We start from the raw sequence: 22,710 nt of genomic DNA on the forward strand, positions 1-22,710 counted from the left end.
GTAGGCAAACGACTTCCGCCAGTAGTTTGGAATCAAAAAGATGGAACAGCCGCTCCTCTCACCTGGTAATCGAGAAGTAGACCGCCGGCAATCCGCACCAGCCACCCCTTTGCGCATCCTGCTCGTTGAAGGCAACGCAGTCGACGCCGGACTGCTGTTGCAGGCGATCACGCATGGCGGCTTTGACGTCACGTCCGTGCGTGTCGAAACTGCTGAGCAGATGCGCGCGGAGCTGGCGCGCGCCGAGTGGGATATCATCGTCGCCGACTACCACCTGCCGACCTTTGACGGCATGGCAGCGCTGAAGCTCCTGCGATCAACCGGAAAAGCGATTCCGTTCATCGTTGTTTCCGGCATCATTTCCGACGAGACCGCGATTGAAGTCGTCAAAGCGGGCGCGCGAGATTATATTCGCAAGGATCAGCCTGCGCGCCTGGTTGCCGCAATCCGGCGTGAACTGGACGCCGCCCGCATTCAGCGCGCTCAACCCCGGTCCGGCGCGCCGCATATGTGGCGCCACATCGGGATTGCGTCCCGCCTGATGTGCGGTTTTGTCGTGGCGACGCTTTTGTTCGCTTTGTTGGGCATCTGGCACGCAGTCGTACATATGCGAGCGGTTAACCATGCCGTGATAGCCGACGCGGAGCAGAGCGCGCGCTACTTGAGCGTGAGTGTCGCCAAACTGGATGAAAAGGCCGGTAGGCCAGATGTCTTCTTCGACCAGCCCGCCTATATACAGGAGTTGGTGGAGAAACTGGCGCGAGTGCAGAAGCGGGACATTGAGATCGTGGACTCGCGTAAGCGGATTGTTGCAGACGTGATCACACAAGATATTGGGATGACGTATACGCACGATGAGGGCAATGATGTGGCGCTGACCATCCAGGATGGCCGGGCTCGCGCGTTCGTTGAAAGAAGCGCGGACTATCCTGCCGGCATCCGTCAGATGGTTGTTCCGATCCAGGCCAGAGACGGGAAGATCGTAGGCGCGCTGCTGTTGGATTACACCGCGTCCTACGAAAGCGACATGCGGCACGTTGCAGTACAGACGCGCTGGTTCGCGATAGCCGGTCTTTTTGTGCTGGCTATCGCAGCAGGTATCGGCTGGGTGACATCGCGGTCGATTACGAAGCCGATCCATCAACTGCGCGAGGCCGCATACAGGCTGGGACGACAGGAGCTGGATGCGCCAATCTCGATGGAGTGCGCCGATGAAATCGGCGAACTGGCCGATGCGTTCGAACAGATGCGCGTTAATCTGGTCATCGCGCTGGACGCGCGGGCCAATCTGGAACAGACGCTTGCCGGCAGCAATCGAGCCCTGCGTAGGCTGGTCAACCGAGCGCCTATCGCGGGTATGGTGCTCGACTTCAACGGTGTCGTGCGGATGTGGAGTCTCGACGCCGAACGGTTGTATGGCTGGGGTGAGGGGGAAGTTCTGAACCGTCCCGCACCGGGGATTCCACCCGACAAGCGCGATGAATTTGAGGCGTTGTGTAAGCGGCTTGCCGGTGGCGAGATCATCACTGGGCATGAGACCATGCGTCTGAAAAAAGACGGCACGCCGCTGGACGTTACGCTGTCGCTTGCACCCTGGAGCGATTCGCGCGGTAATGTCACGGGCTTTATCTCAATTGCCATCGATAACACCGACCGCAAGCGCGCGGAGGTCGCGCTGCGCGAAGCAAACGCCGCAATAACCGTTACGATGCGCGAATTGGAACGTCGTACGGCGGAACTGCACCTGCTGCGCGAAATGACCGACCTGATCCAAGGCAGCATCAGCGCCGATGAAGCGTACGATGTCGCTCAACGCTATCTGCCGCGACTGTTCCCTCACGACACGGGCGCGCTCTATGTGCGTTCACCCTCGCGGGACCTCCTGGAACAGACGTCGGCATGGGGCGATCCGACGGCTTATCTGAGCTCTGCCTTCGCGTCCGAAGACTGTTGGGCCCTGCGGCGCGGGCAGCCGCATTGCGTACGCGCCAGTCGCGACGAGCCGCTGTGCCGTCACACGCCTCCCGCCAAGCGGCGAGAGTGGATGTGCGTCCCATTGCTGGCGCACGGCGAGGCGCTGGGTATCTTACATCTCTGCCGTTGCGAAGTCGACGACACAGACCTGGCGGAACCGGCTTTCCTAACCCTGGCGGAGACCGTAGCCAACAGCCTCAGCCTCTCCCTCGGCAACCTGCGGCTGCGTGAGACCCTGCGCCAGCAATCGATTCGCGATTCGTTGACCGGTCTGTTCAATCGCCGCTATCTGGACGAGACCCTGCCGCGCGAAATCCTGCGCGCCACACGTGCCGGTTCAACGCTCGGCGTGGTAATGTTGGATATCGACCATTTCAAGCAGCTCAACGACACCCACGGGCATGACGCCGGCGACGCGGTCCTCTCTGCGCTGGGCAGATTCTTGCGGCATCACGTGCGCGGCGACGATATTGCGTGTCGCTACGGCGGCGAAGAGTTCACGCTGATTCTGCCTGGCGCCTCGCTGGACATTGTACGCGAGCGCGCGGAACAGGTGCGCCTCGGCGCGCAGTCGCTTGTGGTGCGTGTTGCCGGTATACAATTGGGTACGATCACGCTCTCATTGGGCGTCGCCGTCTGGCCGCAGCATGGCGAGACGGCAGACGCAGTGCTGCAAGCGGCGGACTCGGCCCTCTATCGTGCCAAGCAGGGAGGCAGAAATCGCGTCGAGATCGCCGCGTAACGGCGAACGGCAACTAACCTCGTACCCGCGTACCGCGCACCGTTTACGGCTTCTCCACCGTCACGATTCTAGTGGAGCCGCACCGCAGGCACCTTCCCAGCCTCATATCGAGCGCCATCACGCGTCGGAAGAGAGCATCGAAACGAGGGGCGTCCTGCCTCCGGCGAAAGAGCAGCGACGGGGGGAACAGCATGGTCAGGATATTCATGCTCCGGACCTCAACAAGCCGCAGATTGTGCGCCTGCAAGAGGCGTGTCAGCTCCGACCAGGTGAAGGTCTTAAACTGCATCTCTTTCCACTCCCGCAGGTGCCCGCCCAGAGTCGTCATGGCCTGCCACAGCTCCTTTGGCAGATAGAGCAGATCAGGACACCACTTCGAATCGATCTCGAACGAGATGAGCCCGCGCGGCGCACAGACCCGCACCATCTCTCGCAGTACGACATCGACCGCCGTAAAGTTGTGGCCGATGACATCGCCATAGGCGACCATGGCCTGGGCGCATCCATCTTCGAACGGCAGCCTGGTGATGTCGCCGGTCACAAGGCTGACGTTAGACCGGCCATTGCACCGTTGCCGCGCCGCCTCGATCATCTGATCCGAGATGTCGATCCCGACTACCCGCCCGGCCCGCTGCGCCAGCAGGACCGTCTGTTTCCCCGTCCCGCACCCAAGGTCAATCGCCAGGCCGTCCGGCTTCTCGCGGACGATCCATTCGACCGTTTCTCTGTAGATCCGATAGCATTCGGCGAAATAAAACTGGTCCTCGATCTGGTCGTACTCCGCCAGCATGGCGTTATAAACCGCCGCCACATGGGAGCCGACATCATGCGGGTTCGTCTGAGCAGTCATAAACGGGGGATGATCGCCTTGCGCTAAGCCTTTGCGGCGTCCAGGGGCGGCAGGTAGGCCAGGCCATGCGCGTCGGCCACCGCGGGATGGGTGACGTGACCGAGGGCGAGATTCAATCCCAGCGACAACTCTGGGCAGTCCAGGATGGCCCGGCGCCACCCGCTGTCGGCGAGCCGAAGGGCGTAGGGAAGGGTGACGTTGGTGAGGGCAAAGGTTGAGGTCCTGGCGAAGGCGCCTGGCATGTTGGCGACACAGTAGTGCAGGATACCGTCCACGGCATAAACGGGGTCGCTGTGGGAGGTGGGGCGGCTGGTCTCAAAGCAGCCGCCCTGATCGATGGCCACATCAACGATCACCGATCCAGGCTTCATGAGCGTGATCATCTCCCGGGTCACCAGTTTGGGGGCTCTGGCCCCGGAGATGTAGACGGCCCCGATCAGGATATCGGCCCGTCGTACGCACTCCTCGATGCTCATCGAATTTGAAATGAGGGTCGTCACATTCTCCGGAAGGATCTCGTCAAGGTGGCGCATGCGGGTCTGATCCACGTCCAACAGATAGACCCATGCGCCCATGCCTGCCGCTACCTTCGCCGCGTTGGCCCCGACGACGCCGCCGCCCAGGATTACGACGGTGGCGGGGGGGACCCCTGGCACCCCGCCGATCAGCACGCCGCGCCCGCCATGCGGGGTAGCCAGATAGTGCGCCCCGACGTGGATTGCCATCCGTCCGGCGATCTCGCTCATCGGCTCGAGTAGCGGCTTTCGGCCTTCTGGCGTCTCTACGGTCTCATAGGCCACCGCTACCACCCGCCGCGCAAGGAGCTGTTTGGTGAGTTCAGGCACGGGGGCCAGATGCAGAAAGGTAAACAACACCTGTCCTTCCCGGAGCATCTCGCACTCGGGAGGAATCGGTTCCTTGACCTTGTAGATCAGATCGGCCTGGGCGTAGATCGTTGTCGGATCGCCAATCAGTTCGGCTCCGGCCTTGGCGTATGCGTCGTCCGATAAGCCGGAGCCGATCCCGGCCCCTCGCTGGACCAGCACCCGGTGCCCATGCGCCTGCAACGCCTGGACGCCGGCGGGTATGATCGCTACCCGACTCTCAGCCTCTTTGATCTCTTTTGGGACCCCGATGATCATCGCGACTCACTGGTACATCGTGACACGCTAAGCAAAAAGTGACATATCGTCCTTGACGATGTCAAGGATCGATCGCCCGAAGGCGAGGGCGCCTTTTGTGGTTAGCTCAGGCACAACCTTTCCAGAAGGTCGAGGTTCAGGCACTCCAGGCTCCGGACCACAAGCTCGGCGCCGGTGAAGTCCTGACCGCGCGTATACTCATTATAGACGACGGCGCACGGCAAGCCGGCTCCATTGGCCGCCTTGAAACCTTTCTCGGAGTCCTCGATAACCAGGATCTCCGACGCATCGAATCCGAGCATCGCCGCGCACCGCGCATACAGGGCCGAGTCCTTCTTTCCGGATTGTTGGCCGAAAATCGGGCTGAAGACATCGAGAGCCTCTGGAATCAGCGCCTTCAGGAGCGCGAGGATCTGATCTTCATGGGTGACCGATACGATCGCCAGTCGAATACCGCGATCGATCGCCTCGTGGATAATCCGGGCCACACCGGGGTACAGCGACAGCCCACCAACCCGCTGCAGATACAACTCCTTCTTCAACGCAAACAGCTCCGGCACAATCCGGTCGATCTCGGTCTCGGAGAGCGAGGTCCGGGTCGAAAGCGCCAGTCGCATCCGCCGGGCATTACCGGGAATCTTCAACAGCTCTTTGAACTCCTCCCAGCTCCAGCGGATATCAAACCCCATCTGCGCGAACGCCTCGTTGCAGGCCACCAGATGCCCGTTCCGCTCCGTATCGGCCAGCGTCCCATCCACGTCAAAGATAATCGCCTTGAGTTTTTCCATCTCTCCCGCTCAGAAAATGTCTATCGAGTCTGTCGCGTCCCGGAGCCCCCGGCACCCATGCCGGGCGTAGCCCTTCCACGCCAGGCAATTTTCATGATATATGGGTAGCCTGGAGGGGGCCATGACAATTCTGGTGATAATACCTTGACACCGCACTACCATCAAATAGAATGTTTCCATTTGTAGGAGAAGCTCAAAAGTAAATGTTAGGTCGAGGGACAGAGACAAGGGGGCCATAGTGGCAGGGTATTCCAAGCTCTATGTGATCGGAGCCCCCGGCGGTTTCATGGGGGCCGACGGGCTCAATCCCATCGAGTTCCTCGTCCTTGTAGGAAACGCTGACCGCCAATGGCTTGAGCCCCACTACTTCGACAGGTCCATCAGGCCCATCGGCAGGGTTCGAGTCATCGTACCGCCTGAGCCAAGCCACCCTGACTCCTTGCTGGATGCATGCATCGCCTTCTGCCCTCGGCGCTTCAGGTCGTGTCCGTCACTCGCGGAAGTCGAGTCGGAGCTTCGAGAGACCGACCGTCTCGACTTCGACGCCCGTGCTCAAGAAATTCCCGCAGCATGGGTCAGGCTGCGGGAGGAGGCGAGACCCCTATTCGCTGCGATGAACATCTGGCGTGCCGATCTCGTCCCGATGGAACGGACGTAATCAATGAAACGCCCGCCGAGCATTGATCGCCCCTTCTTTGCTTACGGCCTTTTCAGGCCTGGACAGTTGGCCTTCTTCCAGCTGAGTGACCTCGTCAGCGCGGTTGCCGAGCCGGCAAGCGTAGCGGGAAGTCTATTCCTGCGTGATGGCCTGCCGATCATTGACCTGGAGGGGCTCGGGTCCGTCAAAGGCGCGCTACTATCGTTCCCGCCTGAGGGAATCGCGGAAGCATACGACCGCATATCAGCCATGGAGCCAGACCAACATTACCGCTGGGACGTAGCCCAAGTCGATGACAAGCTCGCAAACGTTTTGGTCGGTCGGTCTCCAAGGAAAGGCAGCGTAGCCTGCGAGGAAGACGAGTGGAACGGCTGGAACGACCCACTTTTCACGGCAGCGCTGGATGTGGTGGAGGAGACGCTCAAATCGCAAGACTTTGACTGGAATCTGAAGCCTCTGTTCAGATTGCAGATGGCTTATCTTCTCCTCTGGTCCTCCATTGAGCGGTACGTGTCACTACGTTATCACCTCAGCGATAAGGTCTCAGAGAAGGTTGGCCAGCTAGCACGTGAGCCAGCATTCGTCGAAAGCCTTCGACAACACGTCACGGCACGCCGCGAAGTCTATCGGGCTGATAGGCCTACTGAGAAGGAAGTTCTTGACCCAGAGGTATCGGAGAGGGCGGTGCGCTACTACTATCAGGTGCGCTCCAACATCACCCACCGCGGCAAGGGCGTAGTCCGGGACTACGCGCGCGTGAAGGTTTCTCTCGAAGAGCTATTACAGATATTTCGGGACGTGCTGAGAGCGGCACAGCGCGATGCCAAGTATTCGGCGTAACCAACAAGGATTGTGACGACCGGTAGGGTCGTTTCAGTCCTTTATTGAGCGGCACATGAAGTGGGCTCAATTCCAACATTCATCATAGGTCACAGGAATGCCTACTAATACTGTAACCTTGCAAAGTACCATCTTGAGATTATTAGCGGAGCCCAGGGTAGATAAAAGGCTTGGTAGAGGAGACCACTATTTCACCGAGGCTGTATTGAATGAGTACCCCAGGGAGAGTAGGCCGTCCCGTGAGCTTATCTCTCAAACTCTTTGGTCACTTGTAGGCCGAGGGCTGATTTATATCAATATCTGGCAGTCTGCACCGGAAAATTGGGAATGGCGACTTACAGATGCCGGAACAGCCGCCGCGAAAGATGAACAATTCAATCCCGATGATCCGGAACGATACATGGCACGGCTTCGGTCAAACGTCGCTGGCATGAGCGATCTTGTCTCCATGTATGCCGATGAGGCCGTTCGGTGTTACACAAATGGCTGCTATCTTGCGTCGGCAGTAAGTTTGGGTGTAGCGTCAGAAGCAGCTTTTATGGAGATGGCCGTTGCAAGCGTAGCGTGGCTGCAATCATCTGGCGTGGCGCTGAGGAAAATTCTCGATGACCCCCGACAACCGTATGTGAGAAAATTCGAAGAATTCAGAAACCGCATCGAACCTCGGAAGGGCGATCTATCTGATGAACTTGCCGACGGCATGAGCCTCACGTTTGACGCTGTGATTGACCTGTTACGCATACAAAGGAACGACGCAGGGCATCCAACTGGCAAGCCCGTATTACGTGAGGACCAATATATTTCTCTCCAAATGTTTGCTCGTTATCTACAAAAGCTTTATCAATTCCGAGCATTTTTCCTGAGTGCGTCACCATAGCGCCGCCCCACAACGTGTTCCACCCGACCGTGCGGCAGGTGAACACCAGCGTGCGGCGCGTGATTGGGGTTGACCGCCGGAAACGGTGCGCCTATCATTGGCATATGGACTACCGAAATGTCATCACGATTGAGCCAGGCAAGTGTGGCGGAAAGCCGTGCATCCGCGGACTGCGCATTACCGTATACGATGTCCTCGAGTATCTCGCTTCCGGAATGACTGAAGCGGAGATCCTCACCGATTTCCCCGACCTCACAGCCGAGGACATCCGTGCTTGCCTCGCCTTCGCGGCTGATCGTGAGCGTAGAATGGTGTCGGTTCCGCCGGCAGCATGAGGCTGCTTTTCGACCAGAACCTCTCGCCACGCCTCGTCAGTGCCCTTGCGGACCTTTTCCCTGAGTCGGTTCACGTTCGTGATATCGGCCTACAGCGCGGAGTTGACACAGAGGTCTGGGCTTACGCAGCTCAACATGGACTTGCCATAGTGTCCAAGGACTCCGACTTCCATCAGATGAGTTTCCTTCTTGGCCATCCTCCAAAGGTGATCTGGATTCGCCGCGGCAATTGTTCGACCCGGACCATCGAAACGCTGCTACGTATGTTTGAACGCGAGATCATTGCTTTTCTCGGCGACTCCGAAGCGGCTTTTCTGTCCTTGGGTTGAGCAGCGCCGAACCCTGAAGCAGGAGTATGTGTGGTTACACCATTTCGCGTCCTTCGAGCAGGCCCAACGGGGGTCATCCTGGCCTGGATCGACCGCTACAACACGGAACGGCATCACTCGGCTCTGGGGTATCTTGCCTCTCGTGCCTGGCGCGAATGCTTCTATCAGCTCCCCCAGGCTGCGTGAGCCCTGTTGACCTTCAGTGGGCCACTACACCCAACCGTTGCGAGACCAGTTCACTTGCTACCAACATCTTCTTTCCTTTGCGTTGACAACCTCCCCGTTGTATGCTAAGGATGATTCCACTATACGGGGATTCGTAAGCCTTGAGTCCACTGAACCGTTCGATGGACACTGACAAAGTATTGGTATTGAACAACTCTTTTGAGCCCCTCCACGTCTGTACCGCGCGAAGAGCTATTATTCTGCTGTATACCGGAAAGGCCGAACGGATCGAGGACAGTCCACACTTCATTCACTCTCCATCGATTGTTTTTGTTATCCCTGCTGTGATCCGCCTCCATCGCTACGTGAGGCGTCCCGTCATTCCCACGGTCTCCTTTAATAAGAAGAATATCCTGAAGCGGGACGCCTATACCTGTCAGTACTGCGGTCGAAACGGCGGCGAACGGATGACCATCGACCATGTGATCCCCAGATCGCTTGGCGGACGGACTGTCTGGGAGAATGTGGTGAGCGCCTGCCGCGCCTGCAATTTGAAGAAGGGCAGTAAGCCCCTTCACGAGGCCAGCATGAGCCTGCTCCGCAAGCCAGCCAAGCCGGTCTCTGTCGTGTACCTCGGCATCATGTTCTATTCCCCGCACGGGGCCGGGTCCTGGAGCAAGTACCTTCCCCGTGGAGCAGGGGGGGACCTGTCGGGCTCCCTTTCCTGACCACCTTCCACCATGCCCAATTTCAAGCTCGTCTGCGACTATCAGCCAAAGGGCGATCAACCCCAGGCGATCAGAAAACTGGTTGAGGGGTGCCTGCAGGGTCGGCCCCACCAGGTGCTCCTTGGCGTGACAGGTTCGGGCAAGACGTTTACCATGGCGAACGTGATCGCCGCGATCGAACGCCCGACGCTGATCATTGCCCACAACAAGACCTTGGCCGCCCAGCTCTTTGAAGAGTTCAAGGCGTTTTTCCCGCATAATGCCGTTGAATACTTCGTGAGCTACTACGACTACTATCAGCCCGAGGCGTACCTGCCTGTCACTGATACCTTCATCGAGAAGGATTCGATGATCAACGATCAGATCGACAAGCTTCGCCATTCGGCCACTCGGTCGCTGCTGGAGCGGCGTGACGTAGTCATCGTGGCTTCCGTCTCATGCATCTATGGTTTGGGTTCCCCGGAAGCCTATTATGGGATGATGGTTTTCCTGGAGCGGGGCGGCCATTGTAATCGGGAGGCGATGCTCCGGAAGCTGGTGGAGATCCAGTATCAGCGGAACGAGTACGATCTGCACCGCGGAACGTTCAGAGTCCGAGGGGACGTTGTGGAGATCTTCCCCGCCTACGCCGACACGGTGGTTCGAGTGGAACTGTTCGGCGACGAGGTGGAAGGGCTGTGGGAGATCGACCCGGTTACGGGCGAGCGGATCCAGGGACTCTATCGGGTTCCGATCTATCCGGCCACGCATTATGTCACCCCCCACGACCGTCGCGAGGTGGCCTTCGCTGCGATTCTCGAGGAGCTGAATGAGCAGGTCGCGTCCTTTGAGAAGGCCGGGAAGCTTCTCGAGGTGCAGCGGCTGAAGCAGCGCACCTTCTTCGACCTGGAGATGATGCGGGAGATCGGGACCTGCAAGGGGATCGAGAACTACTCGCGCCATCTATCGGGTCGGGCCATAGGCGAGCCGCCCCCCACGCTGATGGACTACCTGCCGAGGGATGCCCTGGTGATCATCGATGAATCTCATCAGACGATCCCGCAGGTCCGTGGCATGTATCATGGCGACCGCTCCCGCAAGGGGACGCTGGTGGAGTACGGGTTCCGTCTTCCGTCTGCCCTGGATAATCGACCGTTCACCTTCGAGGAGTTTGAGCGGGCTGTGCGTCAGGTCATTTACGTGTCGGCTACGCCAGGCCCCTACGAACTGACGAAGGTGAAGGGGGAGGTCGTGGAACAGATTATCCGCCCCACCGGATTGATCGACCCTGAGATCCAGGTCAGGCCGATCCGCGGGCAGATCGATGACCTGATCGGCGAGATCCGAGCGATCACCGCGAGAGGCCATCGGGTCCTGGTCACGACGCTGACCAAGCGGATGGCTGAGAACCTTACCGACTACCTCGCCGAGGTCGGGATCAAGGTCCGCTACCTGCACTCGGACATCGATACGCTCGAGCGAAATGAGATCATCCGCGAACTGAGGCTTGGGAAGTTTGATGTGCTGGTCGGGATTAACCTGTTGCGGGAAGGACTGGACATCCCCGAGGTGGCGCTGGTCGCCATCCTGGATGCCGACAAGGAGGGGTTCCTTCGCTCCTCCGGGTCTCTTATCCAGACTATCGGCCGCGCCGCCAGGAACGTCGAGGGGCGGGTGGTGCTATACGCCGACACCATCACCGACTCGATGAGGCGCGCCATGGAGGAGACTGAGCGGAGACGCGAGCGTCAGATGGCTTATAACCGCGAGTACGGAATCACGCCGGAAAGCATCAAGAAGTCGATTTCTGATGTCCTCTCAAGCGTCTGCGAGAAGGATTACTACACCGTTCCAGCAACGTCAGACGCCGAGGGAGCTGGCCGTTTTACGCAAGAAGAGCTACCGGCCTACATCGAGCAGTTAGAGAAAGAGATGCGGGCAGCAGCGAAGCGGCTCGAATTCGAGCGCGCGGCGGAGCTTCGGGATCGAATCCGGGAGACGGAGAAGCGCCGCCTCGGTATCGTCGAGGAGTAGACGGAGTCGGAGAAGAGAGGCTGATCGAAGCGTTGCGCAGTGTAAGGATGCGGGGTGCGAGGTAAAGATTCCTGTCTATAGGGACAGGGCATTGAAAGGCCGCAGGGTCTTAACGACAACAGGAGGTGACAAGCATGAAAGGTAAAGTGAAGTGGTTCAACGTAACGAAACGGTTCGGGTTCGTCGTGCGGGACGATGGGGGACAGGATGCGTTCGTCCACGCGAGTGACGTGGAGGGGGGCGTTACCCTGAGGGAAGGCGACACGGTCGAGTTTGACCTGGGCCAGGATGATCGTGGCCGTGCGAAGGCGGTCCGGGTCCGGGTCGTGCAGGGGTAATCACCAGACTAGACTAGTCTGGACAAGCATTTGCTCAGATTGAGCGGGGAGGATCGTCGAGAGTAGATCGCTCCTTGCGCACTATACGTGTTTTCGTACTACTTAGGCGTTTAGGCTGACGGCTGACGGCTGTTAGGGGTAAAGCAGCGATCATATAGCCTTCAACCTTCAGCCTCTCTACCTGACCTCTGACCCCTACTTTCCTTTTGACTACTCGCCCACCCTGTGCCAAAATCCGACACATAACGACTCACCAGGAGAGTGCTTGCATGCATCATTTCCAGTATCGCGGTGATCATCTCATGTGCGAAGAGGTGCCGATTGAGCGGATCGCTGAGGAGGTCGGCACCCCGTTCTATCTGTATAGTCACGCGACGCTCGCGCATCACTTCCGAACGTTTGATCAGGCGTTCGCCGACATCCCCCACTTGGTTTGTTTTGCGATGAAGGCGAACTCCAACGGCGCGACGTTGAAGCTCTTCGCCGACCTCGGAGGCGGCGCCGATGTTGTGTCGGGCGGAGAGCTGTATCGCGCCATGAGGGCCGGTATTCCGCCCAGCCGGATCGTCTTTGCGGGAGTGGGCAAGACCCGCGAGGAGATGGACTTCGCCCTGAAGTCCGATATCCTGATGTTTAACGTGGAGTCGCCCCAGGAGCTCCGCCTGCTGAATGACGTGGCCGAGGCCATGGGGACGAAGGCGAGGGTGGCGCTGCGGATCAACCCGGACGTCGATCCAAAGACGCATCCGTATATTTCGACCGGGCTGAAGAAGAGTAAGTTCGGTATCGATATCTCCCTGGCGATGGAGGAGTACCGAGTCGCCAGGGAACTGCGACACATCGAGGTCGTCGGAGTTCATCAGCATATCGGGTCCCAGATCACCGAGATCGCGCCCTTTGTAGACAGTCTGGCCAAGATTGCCGGGCTGATCGCGGAACTCCGAGATCATGGCTTTGCGATCAAGTACCTGGATGTCGGTGGCGGGCTCGGGATTACCTACAAGGATGAAAATCCGCCGGTGCCACGGGTCTTCGCGGAAGCCATGATTGCGGTCGTCAAGGATCTGGACTGCACCATCGTGCTGGAGCCGGGACGGGTGATCGTGGGGAATGCGGGGGTTCTAGTGACGAGGGTCCTCTACGACAAGCGTACGCCTGCCAAACATTTTATCATAGTCGATGCCGGGATGAACGACCTGGTTCGCCCGAGTCTGTACGGCTCATTCCACTCCATCCTCCCCGCACGGCGTGAGAAAGAGCGGGAGACGGTAGTGGCCGATGTGGTGGGTCCCGTCTGCGAGTCGGGAGATTTCCTGGCCAAGGACCGATCGATGCCGGCCCCAGAGCCAGGGGAGCTATTGGTCGTAATGAGCGCCGGCGCCTATGGCCACACGATGTCATCCAACTATAACAGCCGGCCCCGACTTCCGGAGATCCTGGTGAAGGGCGATCGCATCTTCACGATTCGCGAGCGGGAAAGCTATGAGGATCTGGTCCGAAGCGAGCGGCTTCCTCCGGATCTTTGATCGATAACTGTCGAGAGAGCGGTATGATGGATAAGCTGATCTTTATGAAGATGAGCGGGAGCGGGAACGATTTCATCGTGGTCGACAACCGCGATGGCCGGCTCGATATTGAGCTCACGACGCTGGCTGAGCGGGTCTGCCGGCGACGGATATCGGTGGGAGCCGATGGCCTGATCCTGGTCGAACCTTCCTCAGTAGCAGATTTCCGGATGCGAATCTTGAACGCCGACGGTAGCGAGGCGGAGATGTGCGGCAATGGCGGCCGCTGCGTGGCGAGGTTTGCTGAGATGCTGGGGATCGCCGGACCCCACATGGCCTTTGAAACGCTGGCCGGGATTATTCGAGCTGAAGTAAACGGTTCGAGGGTCAAGCTTCAGACAAGTCGGCCACGGGACATTCGCCTTCATCAATCAATTGAGGTGGATGGCGACCTGCATGAGATCCACAGCATTAATACGGGGGTGCCGCATGCCGTCCTCTTTTATACCGACCTGGAGGCGGTCCCGATCCGAACGCTGGGGCGCGCCATCAGGTTTCATCCGGCCTTTCAACCCGCTGGGACCAATGTCAATTTTGCAACGATCCTTGACGGGCATACGCTGGCCATCCGGACCTATGAACGCGGCGTCGAGGACGAGACGCTGGCCTGCGGTACGGGGACCGTCGGCTCGGCGCTGGTGGCGGCGACATTAGGGCTGGTCTCAACCCCGGTGCGGGTACAGGTCAGGAGCGGCGAGATACTGACGGTGTCTTTTACCGGGAAGGGGCCGGAATATGAGGAGGTCTTTTTCGAGGGGGAGGTCCGGCTGGTCTACCAGGGTGAACTGATGGCGGATGCGCTGAAAGCATAGTTTCGGATGGAGACGGTATGAAGAGGATGTTCCAGGGTTCGATGGTGGCGTTGGTGACCCCCTTCAAAGGCGGACGGATTGACGAGTCGGTCCTCCGTGAGTTGGTAGAGTTTCACATCACAAACGGCACCGATGCCCTGGTGCCGTGCGGGACGACAGGCGAGTCCCCCACGCTCAGCCATGATGAACACAGGCGGGTGATCGAGCTGACGGTCGAGGCGGTGAACAGGCGTATAGCGGTCGTTGCCGGGACCGGCTCGAACAGTACGGCTGAAGCGATCGATCTGACCCGCTTCGCCAGGCAGGCCGGGGCCGATGGTGCCCTCCTGGTCCTCCCCTATTACAACAAGCCGACACAGGCGGGTCTCATCGCGCACTGCCGCGCCGTTGCTGATGCGGCGGAACTGCCGATAATTCTCTACAACATTCCGGGGCGGACCGGAATCAACATGCTGCCGGAAACGCTGGCGGCGCTGGCAGATCATCCATATATCGTCGGCATGAAGGAGGCAACCGGCAACCTGGAGCAGATGACTCAGGACATCGTCCTGTGCGGGGATAAGCTCTCGTTCCTGTCGGGGGATGATACCCTGACGCTGCCACTCCTGGCGGTGGGAGGGCGAGGCGTGATTTCGGTAGTCGCCAACATCGTACCACGCGATGTGGCCGACTTGACTCATGCGTTCCTGGGCGGTGACTGGAAGCGCGCCAGGGAGATTCACCTTAAACTCTTCCCGCTCTGTCAGGCGATGTTCTATGAGACCAACCCGATCCCGGTCAAGACTGCTATGGCGCTTCTGGGAATGGTCAGTGGAGAGCTTCGCCTGCCGCTCTGCCCGATGAGCGAGCCCAGCCTGAACCGGCTCAAAGCTGCGATGCGGGCCTACGGTCTGATCTCGTGAGCATTCCTACACTCTACACCCTACACCCTTCACCCTTGTTCGGTGTTTCTCAATGATACGCACCGTTGTCTGTGGCGTAGCCGGGCGGATGGGCGGGCGAATTATCGCCATGATTCATGAGGCAGACGACTTCACCCTGGCCGGGGCAATCGAACAACCAAGCAGTCCGAGCATCGGGCGTGATGCCGGTGAGGTGGCGGGTATCGGCACGCTGGGCGTTCCGGTTATCGGCGATCTGGGTGCGGTGGTGGGTGAAGGACAGGTGATGATCGACTTCACCACTCCGCAGGCCACTATGACCCATCTGGCCATTGCCGCCCTGGCGAAGGTACCTGTCGTAGTTGGGACCACGGGGTTCAGCACCGCCGATCTGACCAGGATCAAGGAACTCGGCTCGGCTGTTCCGTGCGTGCTCTCGCCCAACATGAGTATCGGGGTCAATCTCTTGTTTAAGGTTCTCACTGAGGTGGCCTCTACCCTCGGAGAGGGGTACGATGTTGAGATCGTTGAGACCCACCACCGGCTCAAAAAGGACGCCCCCAGCGGGACCGCATTGAAAATGGCACAAGTGATCGCCGGGGCGCTGGGCCGTGACTTAGGCAAGGTGGGCGTCTATGGTCGAAAAGGTATGGTCGGAGCGCGCAGTAAAGAAGAGATTGCTATTCATGCGCTGCGAGCCGGGGACGTGGTTGGGGAACATACCGTGATCTTTGACGGCATGGGGGAGCGGATCGAGGTCACGCACCGGGCCCACAGTCGGGACAATTTTGCTCGCGGCGCCTTGCGCGCAGCCCGTTGGATCATCGGCCGGCCGCCCGGACTGTACGATATGCAGGATGTGCTGGGATTAAGAGCGCGAACATGAATCAGGAGCATTGTAGTCATTGCGAGCGACTGAAAGAAGCGCGGCAATCTCATCGTTGTTGTCCTGAAAGACGGCGAGATTGCTTCGGCTTCGCCTCGCAATGACACGGGAGGCTTTTGGAGTAGTGACAGGCGCGAGAGAGCGTTTCTAGCGATGACCCTTTGGTGTCATGGACATAAATAATGCGGATTGTGCGATTTGTTGTCGACAGGCAACCGAGGTACGGTATCGTAGAAGATAGTGTCGTTCGGGAGATCCAGGGCGACATCTTCAACAAGTTTGTCGTGACGAGCCGGACGCATTCGCTGAAGCGGATCAGGTTCCTTACGCCGACTGAACCCTCCAAGATCATAGGAGTCGGCCTGAACTATCGCGATCACGCCGAGGAGATGAAGCTGCAGACTCCGGACGAGCCAATTATCTTCTTAAAGCCGTCAAGTGCCTCGTTTCCCCATCGTGGCCGGATTATCTATCCGAAGTCGTGCAGTCGGCTCGATTATGAGGCGGAGTTGGGAATCGTCGTCAAGAGGACCGCGAGGGCCGTACCGGTCGAGAAGGCGCATCGCTACATCCTGGGGTATGTCTGCTTTAACGATGTGACAGCGAGAGACTTGCAACGTCAAGACGGCCAGTGGACTCGAGCAAAATCGTTCGACACCTTCGCGCCGTTCGGCCCTTGGATCGAGACAGACCTGGACCTCTCCGACGCCCCTATCCGGGCGTTCCTGAACGGTGTGATCCGACAGGAGTCCAACATCAATAACCTGATCTTTGAGGTGCCATACCTGCTGCATTTTGTCTCCACAGTCATGACCCTCTATCCGGGTGATGTCATTACGACCGGTACCCCTTCGGGGATCGGTCCGATGCGGCCCGGCGATACGATCGAAATCGAGGTGGAAGGGATCGGCCGGCTGAGTAACACGGTTGTCGCTGAAAGCTGATAGCGAATTCATGAGGAGAAGATAGGCATGGGAGAACCCTTTAGCGTAGCACAGCGGCTGTCGAAGTTGCCGCCGTATCTCTTTGCTGAGATCGACCGCTTGAAGCAGGACGCGATCCGTCGCGGAATGGATGTCATTAACCTGGGAGTCGGCGACCCTGACCTGCCGACCCCGTCGCACATCATCGCAAGGATGCAGGCGGCTTCGGCCGACCCGCGGAATCACCAGTACCCTTCATACGAAGGGATGCTGAGCTTTCGACAGGCGGTGGCCGATTGGTACAGCAAACGGTTCGGTGTGACGCTTGATCCGCAGACCGAGGTCCTGAGCCTCATCGGTTCGAAAGAGGGGATCGGCCATATCCCGCTGGCGTTTATCGATCCGGGCGACGTCGTCCTGGTTCCCGATCCCGGCTATCCGGTCTATCAGGCAGGAACCGTCTTTGCCGACGGGATCCCGTACTTTATGCCGCTCACGCGGGAACGGTCCTTCCTGCCGGATCTTGACGCGATCCCTTCGGAGGTTCTGAAGAAGGCTCGGATCATGTTCCTGAACTACCCCAATAACCCAACGGCCGCCGTGGCATCCGGAGCTTTTTTTACTGAGGCGGTCGCCTTTGCGCGCAGGCACCGGCTGATTCTCTGCCACGACGCAGCCTATTCCGAGATGGCGTACGACGGGTACCTTCCGGAGAGCCTCTTGGCGGTGGAGGGGGCGAAGGACGTTGCCATCGAGTACCATTCCCTTTCCAAGACCTACAACATGACCGGATGGCGGATTGGATTTGCAGTCGGGTGTCGTGAGGTGCTGTCCGGTCTTGGCCGGATTAAGACGAACCTGGACTCCGGGGTCTTCCAGGCTGTGCAGGAGGCTGCCATTGCGGCGCTGAACGGCCCGCAGGAGTGTGTTGAGGCGATGAGGGCCGTCTACAAAAAGAGGCGCGATGCGCTTGTGGATGGTCTGTCGGCGCTCGGGTTCGCGGTAGACAAACCCCAAGCGACCTTCTATGTCTGGATTGGTGTCCCGAAGGGGCATACATCCGCCTCGTTAGCCTCCGCGCTGCTTTCCGAGGTCGGTATCGTCATGACCCCGGGAACAGGGTTCGGCCGGACCGGTGAAGGATATATTCGAGCGGCCCTGACAGTGGATGTCTCCAGGATCAAGGAGGCGGTAGAGCGGATTGCCGCCTCGAATCTCAAGCCCTAATAGTTTCAGAAAGTGAATCAGTGTTCTTCTGTGCCCCAGACCCTATACCTTACCACCTAGCCCCTAGATCATGAGCGATCTTGCGTTTATCGGGATCGGATCCAATCTGGGCAACCGAATCGAGCGCTGTCAAGAGGCTATCAGGGCCGTGTCGGAGATTGCAGGAGTCGCAGCGATACGCGTATCGTCACTCTATGAGACTGCGCCGGTTCCTCCCGCCTCTGGTGGCTGGTTTGTCAACGGAGTGGTCTCCGTACAGACGAAGCTTACGCCGGGAGCATTGCTGCTCGAATTGCAACGGATCGAACGAAGCATGGGCCGCGCGGCGAAGCGGGCGCGGGGCGAAGATCGGAGCATCGATCTCGACCTGTTGCTCATGGGTTCACAGGTCGTGGAAACATCGAATCTCATCCTCCCCCACCCGCAGCTCCATCAGCGACGTTTCGTGCTGATTCCGCTCTGCGAACTTGATCCGGATCTTCGCCATCCTGTTTTTGGCGTCACGATGCGGCAGTTGCTCGATTGTCTCGACGATCCGTCGCTCGTCCGGCTATTGGCGCCGGCGGTCAGGCCTGTAGGATCAGGGGAGGATGAATAGGTGGCAGGCCGCGTCCCTAAACCTCGTTACGTTGTGGTCGAAGGCCCGATCGGTGTCGGCAAGACGAGCCTGGCCGAATTGCTGGCGGAGCGGCTGCAGGCCAGAAAGTTATTGGAGGGTCCCGATGAGAACCCGTTTATCGCTCAATTCTACACCGACATGCGTCGGTACGCCTTTCAGGCCCAGCTCTATTACCTGTTGAACAGGTTCCGCCAACAGCAGGAGCTGACCCAAGTCGATCTCTTCAAACAGTCGCTGGTGAGCGACTATCTGTTTGTCAAGGATAAGATCTTCGCGTATCTGACGCTGGACGACAACGAGTTGGCCCTCTACGAGCGGTTGCAGCCGCTTCTGGAGACGCGCGTCGTTAAACCCGACCTCGTCCTGTATCTGCAAGCCAGCACCGATGTCCTGATCAGACGGATTCAGTCGCGGGCGAGGGCTTCCGAGCGGGAACTGGAGCGGTCTTATTTGGAGGACGTGAACGCAGCCTACAACCATTTTTTCTTTCACTACTCGACAACGCCGCTGCTGGTCGTTAATACCAATGAGATCGACTTCGTTAAGCACAAGGAGGATTTTGAAGACCTAGTCAAACAGATTGAGATGATACGGCCGGGCACCCAATACTATGTGCCGCTTGGAGCCCGTTAGTAAGGACCGAGACAAAGGCGGCAGACCATGGCCCTCCGAATCGATCCGGCGGGCCTTTTGTGTAGGCGCCGGCTGGGAATCTGGTGCATTGCGAATACGAGAGGAGGGATCGATCATGACCAGTCAGACGGTCAGGACGGCCACCCTACAGGAGATGAAGCGAGAAGGGCGGAAGATCACCATGCTGACGGCGTACGACTACCCGATGGCGCTGCTGGTTGATCGTGCCGGGATCGACCTGATCCTGGTGGGTGACTCCGGGGGAATGACTGTCCTGGGCTATGAGACGACGATCCCGGTCACGATGGATGAGATGCTCATGATGACCAAGGCGGTGACCCGTGCGGTGAAAAGGGCCTTGGTGGTCGCCGACATGCCGTTCATGTCGTACGAGGCTGAGCCGGCCGATGCGATTCGAAACGCCGGACGGTTCATAAAAGAGGGTCTGGCTCACGCCGTCAAGGTCGAGCGCGGTTGGCCCTCGCTGCCATGCGTGAGGGCGATCGTGGACGCGGGGATTCCGGTCATGGGTCATGTCGGGCTTACCCCGCAAACGGCCGTGTTGCAGGAAGGGTTGAAGGTTCAAGGGAAGGGGCTCGACGCCGCCTGCCGCATCCTTGAGGATGCCGCGGCGCTTGAGAAGGCGGGGGCCTTTGCGATCGTGCTGGAGGCGATTCCCGGCGTGCTCGCCAGGGTCATCACCAAGAGGTTGACGGTACCTACCATCGGAATCGGCGCCGGGCCTCACTGCGACGGTCAGGTCCTGGTCCTCCATGATCTGCTTGGGCTTTTCGATCGCTTCGTCCCGAGGTTCACAAAGCAGTACGCTGATCTCGCCGGGACAATCAGCGATGCGGTGAGCCGCTTCCGGCAGGATGTAATCGAATGCCGGTTCCCCGAGGCCGTACACACATTCTCGATCGACCAGGAGACCGAGAGAGCGTTGTTGGAGCTGTGAACGACTGTGCAGACTATTGATGAGCCGTCCGCGATTCAGCGCCGTTGTGAGTCGCTTCGGCGCGAAGGAAAGGCCATCGGACTCGTGCCGACGATGGGTGCCTTTCACGAGGGACACGTCTCGCTCATGCGGAGCGCGCGCGCAGACAATGACGTTGTTGTTGTGACTATCTTCGTGAATCCGATCCAGTTCGGACGGGGCGAGGATTTCGACAGCTATCCGCGAGACCTGCAGGGCGATCTGGCCCAGGCGGAGAGGACAGGGGTTGATCTGGTGTTCACGCCGTCCGCGGAGGCGATCTACCCGAAGGGCTTCCAGACCTACGTCGACGTGACCGAACTCACCGCGGGGTTGTGCGGCGCCTCCCGTCCGGGACACTTTCGTGGTGTGACCACGGTTGTCGCGAAGCTGTTCAATCTTGTCAGGCCGCACCGGGCCTACTTCGGACAGAAGGACTACCAGCAATCGGTGGTGGTTCGGCGCCTGGTAGCCGATCTCAACTTTGACATCGATGTCGTAATCTTGCCAACGGTACGAGAGTCCGACGGCCTCGCCATGAGCTCCCGAAACGTTCGATTGACGCCTGAGGAGCGGCGGGCCGCTCCCGTTCTGTATCGGTCGCTCAGGTGTGCACAAGAGCGGGTCAGATCCGGAGAGCACAGTGCGAAGGCCATCCTCGAGGAAGTGCGAGCGATGATCGAGGGTGAACCACTGGCGCGGATCGATTATGTGGCTGTGTGCGACCCGGAGACGTTACAGCCGCTTGATCGCATTGAAGGCCCAGTGTTGTTGGCCATCGCCGTACGATTCGGTGGGACGCGCCTCATCGATAATCTCCTGATTACGAGGCTCTAACCGCGTCATTCCTGCGTCGCAACCGAGCAGCCTTCCACAGCGTTACATATTTAGACCTACTACCCAAAAATATTTCACATTTTGCTTGACAAGGAAAATGGGGTTCTATATCGTTGCGACACAGTGGGATGAGGTGGGATGAAATGGTATAGATTTCCATAAAGAAGCGATACTATCCCATGTTCCGCGGAAGCTTCGAACACGCCATCGACGACAAGGGACGGCTCAGCATCCCGGCCAGGTACCGCGAGATCCTCAAGCGGAGACGGGAGCGTGAGCTGATCCTCGTTGATCCCCTCTTTGACGCCTGCATCGTAGCCTACCCGATTAAAACCTGGCAAGAGATCGAGCAGAATCTCCTGAGTAAGGGAAACTCGGATAAGAAGTTCCGGGAGTATGCTCGCCTCATATCGGCTCATGCGGTCGAGTCGATGGTTGACAGTCAGGGGCGAATCCTGATTCCTCCACAACTGAGGGAAAAGGCAGATCTACGCCGTGATGTCGTAATCGTCGGGGTGTTGGATAAGATTGAAATCTGGAACCGAGGGCGCTGGGCGTCCTTTTGCGCGCAGGAGCGGGACCCTGAGGATTACGCTGGCAAGCTGGCGGAATTGGGAATCCGGATATAGGTGCAACGTGTGGAGGCGCTGTGACGGGGGATGTAACCATCGAGGGCCGGCATCTCCCGGTCCTGTTGGAGGAGGCGATAGCCATCCTGCAACCGCGGTCGGGTGGTCGCTACCTCGATGCGACCGTAGGATTGGGGGGGCACGCGGAAGCCATCCTGATCGGGAGCGCGCCGGCGGGGTACCTGTGCGGGATTGATCGCGATGCTGAGGCGCTGGCCTTGGCCAAAACTCGCCTCGGGCGGTTCGAGAGTCGAGTCGAATTATTCCAGGGTGATTTCGCCGAGTTGGGCGCCATCGCCGTCGAGAACGAATGGGGTCCTTTCGATGGCATCCTGTTTGATCTTGGCCTTTCATCATTCCAACTGGACAATGCTTCCAGGGGATTCAGCTTCATGAGGGACGGACCACTGGACATGCGGATGGATCGTCAGGGAGGCGAGCAGTCGGCGGCAGATCTGCTGGCCGGGATCTCGGAGCGCGAACTCGCGAGGCTGTTGCAGGATTACGGCGAGGAGCGTTGGGCGAGGCGAATCGCGGCGCGGATCGTACAAGAGCGGCGGACACAGCCGCTCACATCCACCGCTCAGCTCGCGCGTCTGGTGGCTTCGGCGGTGCCGCGGCGTGCCTGGCCGCGGCGGATCCATGTCGCGACACGAACCTTCCAAGCCTTACGCATTGCTGTAAACGATGAGTTGGCCGGGCTTATTCGAGGCCTGCAGGATGCTGTTGAGTTGCTTACCACCGGGGGAAGGATCTGTATCATTAGTTTTCACTCTCTCGAGGATCGGGTTGTGAAGGAGACGCTTCGAGGGTGGGCACGTTCGGAGCCGCCGCGTGTCCATCTTCTGACCAAACGGCCGGTTGCCCCAACGGAACGGGAGATTGATGCCAATCCGCGTGCGCGCAGCGCAAAGCTTCGGGCCGCGGAACGGTGCTAGAGGAG

25 protein-coding genes are annotated in these 22,710 nt (G+C 59.0%); 22 read left to right on the forward strand and 3 right to left on the reverse strand.

Annotated elements, in window-relative coordinates; genetic code table 11:
* The first annotated feature begins 40 nt into the window (after positions 1 to 40).
* Positions 41 to 2,716: a diguanylate cyclase gene (locus KGL31_11810; protein MDE2322576.1), complete on the forward strand. Its 2,676-nt coding sequence runs from the start codon at positions 41 to 43 to the stop codon at positions 2,714 to 2,716.
* A gap of 43 nt (positions 2,717 to 2,759) precedes the next feature.
* Here KGL31_11810 and KGL31_11815 read toward each other — a convergent pair whose 3' ends face one another.
* The 3 genes from KGL31_11815 to KGL31_11825 form a co-directional block, all read right to left on the reverse strand.
* Positions 2,760 to 3,566, reverse strand: coding sequence for a methyltransferase domain-containing protein (locus tag KGL31_11815; GenBank protein MDE2322577.1), 807 nt, complete (start codon positions 3,564 to 3,566; stop codon positions 2,760 to 2,762).
* A gap of 23 nt (positions 3,567 to 3,589) precedes the next feature.
* Entirely contained in the window at positions 3,590 to 4,708 is a 1,119-nt protein-coding gene (ald, locus tag KGL31_11820) for an alanine dehydrogenase (protein ID MDE2322578.1), read from the reverse strand.
* Between the two features lie 101 nt (positions 4,709 to 4,809).
* A complete protein-coding gene (locus KGL31_11825; protein ID MDE2322579.1) occupies positions 4,810 to 5,496 on the reverse strand; it encodes an HAD-IA family hydrolase in 687 nt (228 codons plus the stop codon).
* 238 nt (positions 5,497 to 5,734) lie between these two features.
* On the opposite strand from KGL31_11825, the gene KGL31_11830 reads away from it, so the two are divergent.
* The 21 genes from KGL31_11830 (at position 5,735) to rsmH (ending at position 22,705) form a co-directional block, all read left to right on the forward strand.
* Positions 5,735 to 6,154: a hypothetical protein gene (locus KGL31_11830; GenBank protein ID MDE2322580.1), complete on the forward strand. Its 420-nt coding sequence runs from the start codon at positions 5,735 to 5,737 to the stop codon at positions 6,152 to 6,154.
* 3 nt (positions 6,155 to 6,157) lie between these two features.
* Positions 6,158 to 6,994, forward strand: a complete 837-nt coding sequence (locus tag KGL31_11835) for a hypothetical protein (protein ID MDE2322581.1) — start codon at positions 6,158 to 6,160, stop codon at positions 6,992 to 6,994.
* A gap of 205 nt (positions 6,995 to 7,199) precedes the next feature.
* Complete coding sequence (locus tag KGL31_11840) at positions 7,200 to 7,871, forward strand: hypothetical protein (GenBank protein ID MDE2322582.1); 672 nt, start codon at positions 7,200 to 7,202, stop codon at positions 7,869 to 7,871.
* 104 nt (positions 7,872 to 7,975) lie between these two features.
* A complete protein-coding gene (locus tag KGL31_11845; protein ID MDE2322583.1) occupies positions 7,976 to 8,206 on the forward strand; it encodes a DUF433 domain-containing protein in 231 nt (76 codons plus the stop codon).
* On the forward strand, positions 8,203 to 8,535 hold the full coding sequence (locus tag KGL31_11850) for a DUF5615 family PIN-like protein (GenBank protein MDE2322584.1): 333 nt from the start codon (positions 8,203 to 8,205) through the stop codon (positions 8,533 to 8,535). The genes KGL31_11845 and KGL31_11850 overlap by 4 nt, the downstream gene beginning before the upstream one ends.
* A 30-nt stretch (positions 8,536 to 8,565) precedes the next feature.
* Positions 8,566 to 8,721, forward strand: a complete 156-nt coding sequence (locus tag KGL31_11855; protein ID MDE2322585.1) for an integrase core domain-containing protein — start codon at positions 8,566 to 8,568, stop codon at positions 8,719 to 8,721.
* 161 nt (positions 8,722 to 8,882) lie between these two features.
* A complete protein-coding gene (locus tag KGL31_11860) occupies positions 8,883 to 9,428 on the forward strand; it encodes an HNH endonuclease (GenBank protein MDE2322586.1) in 546 nt (181 codons plus the stop codon).
* A gap of 12 nt (positions 9,429 to 9,440) precedes the next feature.
* Complete coding sequence (gene uvrB, locus KGL31_11865; GenBank protein MDE2322587.1) at positions 9,441 to 11,441, forward strand: excinuclease ABC subunit UvrB; 2,001 nt, start codon at positions 9,441 to 9,443, stop codon at positions 11,439 to 11,441.
* Positions 11,442 to 11,575: 134 nt separating this feature from the next.
* Complete coding sequence (locus KGL31_11870) at positions 11,576 to 11,779, forward strand: cold shock domain-containing protein (GenBank protein ID MDE2322588.1); 204 nt, start codon at positions 11,576 to 11,578, stop codon at positions 11,777 to 11,779.
* Between the two features lie 269 nt (positions 11,780 to 12,048).
* Positions 12,049 to 13,305, forward strand: a complete 1,257-nt coding sequence (gene lysA, locus KGL31_11875) for a diaminopimelate decarboxylase (GenBank protein ID MDE2322589.1) — start codon at positions 12,049 to 12,051, stop codon at positions 13,303 to 13,305.
* Between the two features lie 26 nt (positions 13,306 to 13,331).
* A complete protein-coding gene (locus KGL31_11880) occupies positions 13,332 to 14,156 on the forward strand; it encodes a diaminopimelate epimerase (GenBank protein MDE2322590.1) in 825 nt (274 codons plus the stop codon).
* A gap of 26 nt (positions 14,157 to 14,182) precedes the next feature.
* Positions 14,183 to 15,058: a 4-hydroxy-tetrahydrodipicolinate synthase gene (locus KGL31_11885; GenBank protein ID MDE2322591.1), complete on the forward strand. Its 876-nt coding sequence runs from the start codon at positions 14,183 to 14,185 to the stop codon at positions 15,056 to 15,058.
* 52 nt (positions 15,059 to 15,110) lie between these two features.
* Complete coding sequence (locus KGL31_11890) at positions 15,111 to 15,923, forward strand: 4-hydroxy-tetrahydrodipicolinate reductase (GenBank protein MDE2322592.1); 813 nt, start codon at positions 15,111 to 15,113, stop codon at positions 15,921 to 15,923.
* Positions 15,924 to 16,105: 182 nt separating this feature from the next.
* The gene (locus KGL31_11895) at positions 16,106 to 16,867 is read left to right on the forward strand and encodes a fumarylacetoacetate hydrolase family protein (protein ID MDE2322593.1); all 762 of its coding nucleotides are present in this window, start codon (positions 16,106 to 16,108) and stop codon (positions 16,865 to 16,867) included.
* A gap of 27 nt (positions 16,868 to 16,894) precedes the next feature.
* Positions 16,895 to 18,073: an LL-diaminopimelate aminotransferase gene (locus tag KGL31_11900; GenBank protein MDE2322594.1), complete on the forward strand. Its 1,179-nt coding sequence runs from the start codon at positions 16,895 to 16,897 to the stop codon at positions 18,071 to 18,073.
* A gap of 70 nt (positions 18,074 to 18,143) precedes the next feature.
* Complete coding sequence (folK, locus tag KGL31_11905) at positions 18,144 to 18,671, forward strand: 2-amino-4-hydroxy-6-hydroxymethyldihydropteridine diphosphokinase (GenBank protein ID MDE2322595.1); 528 nt, start codon at positions 18,144 to 18,146, stop codon at positions 18,669 to 18,671.
* Positions 18,672 to 19,325 (forward strand): deoxynucleoside kinase, encoded by a 654-nt coding sequence (locus tag KGL31_11910; GenBank protein MDE2322596.1) that lies wholly within the window; start codon positions 18,672 to 18,674, stop codon positions 19,323 to 19,325.
* A gap of 115 nt (positions 19,326 to 19,440) precedes the next feature.
* Positions 19,441 to 20,283: a 3-methyl-2-oxobutanoate hydroxymethyltransferase gene (gene panB / locus KGL31_11915; protein MDE2322597.1), complete on the forward strand. Its 843-nt coding sequence runs from the start codon at positions 19,441 to 19,443 to the stop codon at positions 20,281 to 20,283.
* A gap of 6 nt (positions 20,284 to 20,289) precedes the next feature.
* Positions 20,290 to 21,138: a pantoate--beta-alanine ligase gene (gene panC, locus KGL31_11920; protein MDE2322598.1), complete on the forward strand. Its 849-nt coding sequence runs from the start codon at positions 20,290 to 20,292 to the stop codon at positions 21,136 to 21,138.
* A gap of 179 nt (positions 21,139 to 21,317) precedes the next feature.
* On the forward strand, positions 21,318 to 21,767 hold the full coding sequence (gene mraZ, locus KGL31_11925) for a division/cell wall cluster transcriptional repressor MraZ (protein ID MDE2322599.1): 450 nt from the start codon (positions 21,318 to 21,320) through the stop codon (positions 21,765 to 21,767).
* 20 nt (positions 21,768 to 21,787) lie between these two features.
* Positions 21,788 to 22,705: a 16S rRNA (cytosine(1402)-N(4))-methyltransferase RsmH gene (gene rsmH / locus KGL31_11930; protein ID MDE2322600.1), complete on the forward strand. Its 918-nt coding sequence runs from the start codon at positions 21,788 to 21,790 to the stop codon at positions 22,703 to 22,705.
* The last annotated feature ends 5 nt before the right edge of the window (positions 22,706 to 22,710 follow it).

Source organism: Candidatus Methylomirabilota bacterium (assembly GCA_028870115.1).
Lineage (GTDB): Bacteria > Methylomirabilota > Methylomirabilia > Methylomirabilales > Methylomirabilaceae > Methylomirabilis.

What these genes read in the sequence shown, in the direction of transcription:
- KGL31_11890 (MDE2322592.1), top strand. Translation starts at nt 15,111, where the DNA reads ATGATACGCACCGTTGTCTGTGGCGTAGCCGGGCGGATGGGCGGGCGA.
- KGL31_11900 (MDE2322594.1), top strand. Translation starts at nt 16,895, where the DNA reads ATGGGAGAACCCTTTAGCGTAGCACAGCGGCTGTCGAAGTTGCCGCCG.
- KGL31_11815 (MDE2322577.1), bottom strand. Translation starts at nt 3,566, where the DNA reads ATGACTGCTCAGACGAACCCGCATGATGTCGGCTCCCATGTGGCGGCG.
- KGL31_11835 (MDE2322581.1), top strand. Translation starts at nt 6,158, where the DNA reads ATGAAACGCCCGCCGAGCATTGATCGCCCCTTCTTTGCTTACGGCCTT.
- KGL31_11860 (MDE2322586.1), top strand. Translation starts at nt 8,883, where the DNA reads ATGGACACTGACAAAGTATTGGTATTGAACAACTCTTTTGAGCCCCTC.
- folK (MDE2322595.1), top strand. Translation starts at nt 18,144, where the DNA reads ATGAGCGATCTTGCGTTTATCGGGATCGGATCCAATCTGGGCAACCGA.
- KGL31_11870 (MDE2322588.1), top strand. Translation starts at nt 11,576, where the DNA reads ATGAAAGGTAAAGTGAAGTGGTTCAACGTAACGAAACGGTTCGGGTTC.
- mraZ (MDE2322599.1), top strand. Translation starts at nt 21,318, where the DNA reads ATGTTCCGCGGAAGCTTCGAACACGCCATCGACGACAAGGGACGGCTC.
- KGL31_11825 (MDE2322579.1), bottom strand. Translation starts at nt 5,496, where the DNA reads ATGGAAAAACTCAAGGCGATTATCTTTGACGTGGATGGGACGCTGGCC.
- KGL31_11850 (MDE2322584.1), top strand. Translation starts at nt 8,203, where the DNA reads ATGAGGCTGCTTTTCGACCAGAACCTCTCGCCACGCCTCGTCAGTGCC.
- KGL31_11810 (MDE2322576.1), top strand. Translation starts at nt 41, where the DNA reads ATGGAACAGCCGCTCCTCTCACCTGGTAATCGAGAAGTAGACCGCCGG.
- KGL31_11845 (MDE2322583.1), top strand. Translation starts at nt 7,976, where the DNA reads ATGGACTACCGAAATGTCATCACGATTGAGCCAGGCAAGTGTGGCGGA.
- lysA (MDE2322589.1), top strand. Translation starts at nt 12,049, where the DNA reads ATGCATCATTTCCAGTATCGCGGTGATCATCTCATGTGCGAAGAGGTG.
- KGL31_11880 (MDE2322590.1), top strand. Translation starts at nt 13,332, where the DNA reads ATGGATAAGCTGATCTTTATGAAGATGAGCGGGAGCGGGAACGATTTC.
- panB (MDE2322597.1), top strand. Translation starts at nt 19,441, where the DNA reads ATGACCAGTCAGACGGTCAGGACGGCCACCCTACAGGAGATGAAGCGA.
- ald (MDE2322578.1), bottom strand. Translation starts at nt 4,708, where the DNA reads ATGATCATCGGGGTCCCAAAAGAGATCAAAGAGGCTGAGAGTCGGGTA.
- KGL31_11895 (MDE2322593.1), top strand. Translation starts at nt 16,106, where the DNA reads ATGCGGATTGTGCGATTTGTTGTCGACAGGCAACCGAGGTACGGTATC.
- KGL31_11885 (MDE2322591.1), top strand. Translation starts at nt 14,183, where the DNA reads ATGTTCCAGGGTTCGATGGTGGCGTTGGTGACCCCCTTCAAAGGCGGA.
- uvrB (MDE2322587.1), top strand. Translation starts at nt 9,441, where the DNA reads ATGCCCAATTTCAAGCTCGTCTGCGACTATCAGCCAAAGGGCGATCAA.